Genomic DNA, 2,788 nt, shown 5'->3' on the forward strand with positions numbered 1-2,788 from the left:
ATGATCCAATAGCTATAACCCTTTGGGAGTCTATATCGGTGATCCGAAGTAAAAGCCGTTTAGCTTATTCGCCTCGGTGATGGGGAGTTGAATTAATTCAAAGACGATAGAGGGGAAAGATTGAAAGAGTTGATAAAAAATCGTGTCAGTTTTCATGCTCTTATTTTATAGCAGTACCCGCTAAGATTAGGACGTTTTGATCCCCCCTAACCCCTAAAATAGCGCAATCTTAATCATTACCGATTAATTTAAGATGTTTCCTTGGCGAACCCTTCCACTCTCTCCCTGATGGGATTTTTCCGTATTCATCAATAAAAAACGGAGAATACTTGACAAATTCGGGGGGGGGTAGAATTATGCTGCTTATTACTGTTAAGCAATGATTTATGGGGTATAAATAGCAATTTTTCCCCATTCTTAAACTTGCAATCAATCAAAAATGACTAATCAACTGCTAAAAGCCCTTTGCCTTCCTGCGGTGACTTGTGCCGTTTTCAGTGCCATTCCCGCCCATGCCGCTATTTTTTCAGGATAGGCAAGAGGCAAGAGGCAAAAGGAGGAATAGATAATCAGTCTTTAATAACTGGATTTAGTATAACTAGGGTTTATAACTGGGAAAATCGATATAACCTTCCTTGTCAAAAGAATACCAATCTTTCATCTGGGCATCGGGATTAAGAGGCCAATTATTGGCGAATCTTTCCACCAAATCGGGATTACTGATATAGGGGCGACCGAAAGCAATTAAATCCGCATCTCCTAACTGAATAGCGGCTTCAGCAGTTTCTTTGGTATAACCACAATTGCCGATTAAAGCACTATTAAAAACAGCCCGAAACTCGGATAAAAGCATCGGTTGACCCTTTTCATGAAAACCAAAAGCCAAGCCATCTAGCAGATGCAAATAAGCTAAATTATACTCATTTAATCTTTGGGCAACATAGAGAAAAGTTTCTCGAAAATCTTCGGAACCCATGTCATTATAAACCCCATTGGGAGATAGACGCACCCCCACCCGATGACTGGGAAAAACAGTTAAAATTGCCTCGACTACTTCCTGTAAAAAACGATAGCGATTTTCCCAACTGCCACCGTACTTATCCTGACGCTGATTAGTGGCCGATTGTAGAAAAGTATCGATTAAATAACCATTAGCGCCGTGAATTTCTATCCCATCAAACCCCGCTAATTTTGCCCTCTGAGCGGCCTTGCGGTAATCTTCGACAATGGCGGGGATTTCCTCGGTTTCTAAGGCTCTAGGGGTCTCGTAGGGCTGTTTGCCCATGGGTGTATGCAACTCCCCCTTAATCTTAATTGCGGAAGGGGCAACGGGTAAAGCCCCATTTTCCTGAAAACTAGAATGAGAAGCGCGACCACAGTGCCACAATTGACAAAACAGTGGTGTTCCTTTTCTTTGGGCGATTTTTGTCACCATTTGCCATGCTTGCGCTTGTTCATCGGTGTAGATACCGGGGGTATTTTGCCAACCGTTAGCTTGGGGAGAAATTACCGTCGCTTCTGTAATCATTAATCCCGCGCTGGCCCTTTGCCGGTAATACTCGGCCATTATCTCATTAGCAAGACGTTTTTCTCCGGCTCGCGCTCGCGTCATGGGGGCAAGCACAAGACGATTTTCTAGGTTTAAATCTCCCAATTTAAATTGACTTAAAAGAGCCAGGGAAGTAGTGAAGGAAGTCATCGAATTTGCCGATAGAGAATTTAGGTTAATTTTACCGCAATTAGTTAAAACCAGACAATCACACTCAAGGATGATTGACTGGCTATCTGCGAGATTGTCCCTCTCCTAAGTTAGGATAATTAATCGGGTCAACTAGCTGACTATAATTAATCTGGCTCTACCAAACCTGTCATGTAAAACTATTAACAACTCATGCTTGTAAAGCTTATATAGTAAGACTTTGAGTTTTTGTTAAATTGATATTTATCAACTTTAGAGCATTACTGGACAGAGAGGGAGCTTGGGGAATTTTCTACAGTGTAAGTTCGGAAGAACCATTAATCTTGGTCATAAATCTGAATATAATTACCAGTTATTGAATTTATTCATCGTCCAAAATTAAAGAGACATAAACCATATTTTATGGTGGTTGACTCATGATAAATTTCTTAGCAACTTCGGCATCATAAATATTGCTTAAATCTAAAGAGATAGGAACCTCAACTATCCGATCACCCAAATAATACCACAAATCCACCTGTCCCCAGTTATGTATGAGGGGACTACCCCCATTCCATCACCTCCTTGACCATTTCTCTCAAGTCATCGTTCTTGGTTTTTCCCTCCCGCTTGTCATAAAGACGAAAATTGATAGGAGACAATTTTTTGTCCAAGTCGGTATAAAATAGTGTAATTACGCTTATGTTTACCTGACCAGAAATAGTCATTGTGGAGATGTCTAGTAACTGGTGTTTTACCGATAAAACAGACTTTCTAGTGACTGAAACGAAACCCTTACTATTCGGTGCTTGCGAATTTTAAGAGGGTTTTTCAGAATCAGCATTTTTTAGGGAACCTACCCAAAAATACCCAAAAGATGCAGACAGCCCCTACAGCGCGTTGATAAAAATGGTAAAACCCGAGTTTTTAGCAAGCATCGTGCATTTGATTGTGCTAATCTCGAAAAAATTGCAGGGTAATCGCACGTCGTTTTGTATAAAATGTAACAGACAGAGGTGACTGAATGTCGTGCCTAGCAGGACGAGCTGATATAAGTTAATCTGAGAGGAAGTAAAAAGTTACATAGTGTAGCAGTTGAGCATGGCATCC

The 2,788-nt window shown here is 40.9% G+C and carries 1 protein-coding gene and 3 pseudogenes; 1 reads left to right on the top strand and 3 read right to left on the bottom strand.

Features of this window, described 5'->3' with window-relative positions:
• Positions 1–66 precede the first annotated feature (66 nt).
• Positions 67–156, bottom strand: a pseudogene (locus IM322_RS06280) (DUF2887 domain-containing protein); the annotation flags it as partial.
• Positions 157–439: 283 nt separating this feature from the next.
• Between IM322_RS06280 and IM322_RS23225 the strand changes: the two are divergent.
• Positions 440–529 (top strand): annotated as a pseudogene (locus IM322_RS23225) (PEP-CTERM sorting domain-containing protein); the annotation flags it as partial.
• A gap of 69 nt (positions 530–598) precedes the next feature.
• Here the strand turns inward: IM322_RS23225 and IM322_RS06285 are convergent.
• Together IM322_RS06285 and IM322_RS06290 are read right to left on the bottom strand one after the other, a co-directional pair.
• Positions 599–1,699: an alkene reductase gene (locus tag IM322_RS06285; RefSeq protein WP_287673234.1), complete on the bottom strand. Its 1,101-nt coding sequence runs from the start codon at positions 1,697–1,699 to the stop codon at positions 599–601.
• A gap of 513 nt (positions 1,700–2,212) precedes the next feature.
• Positions 2,213–2,404: pseudogene (locus tag IM322_RS06290) on the bottom strand (IS701 family transposase); the annotation flags it as partial.
• Positions 2,405–2,788 lie beyond the last annotated feature (384 nt).

Origin of the sequence: Microcystis sp. M109S1 (genome assembly GCF_020247025.1) — a bacterium.
Classification (GTDB): domain Bacteria; phylum Cyanobacteriota; class Cyanobacteriia; order Cyanobacteriales; family Microcystaceae; genus Microcystis.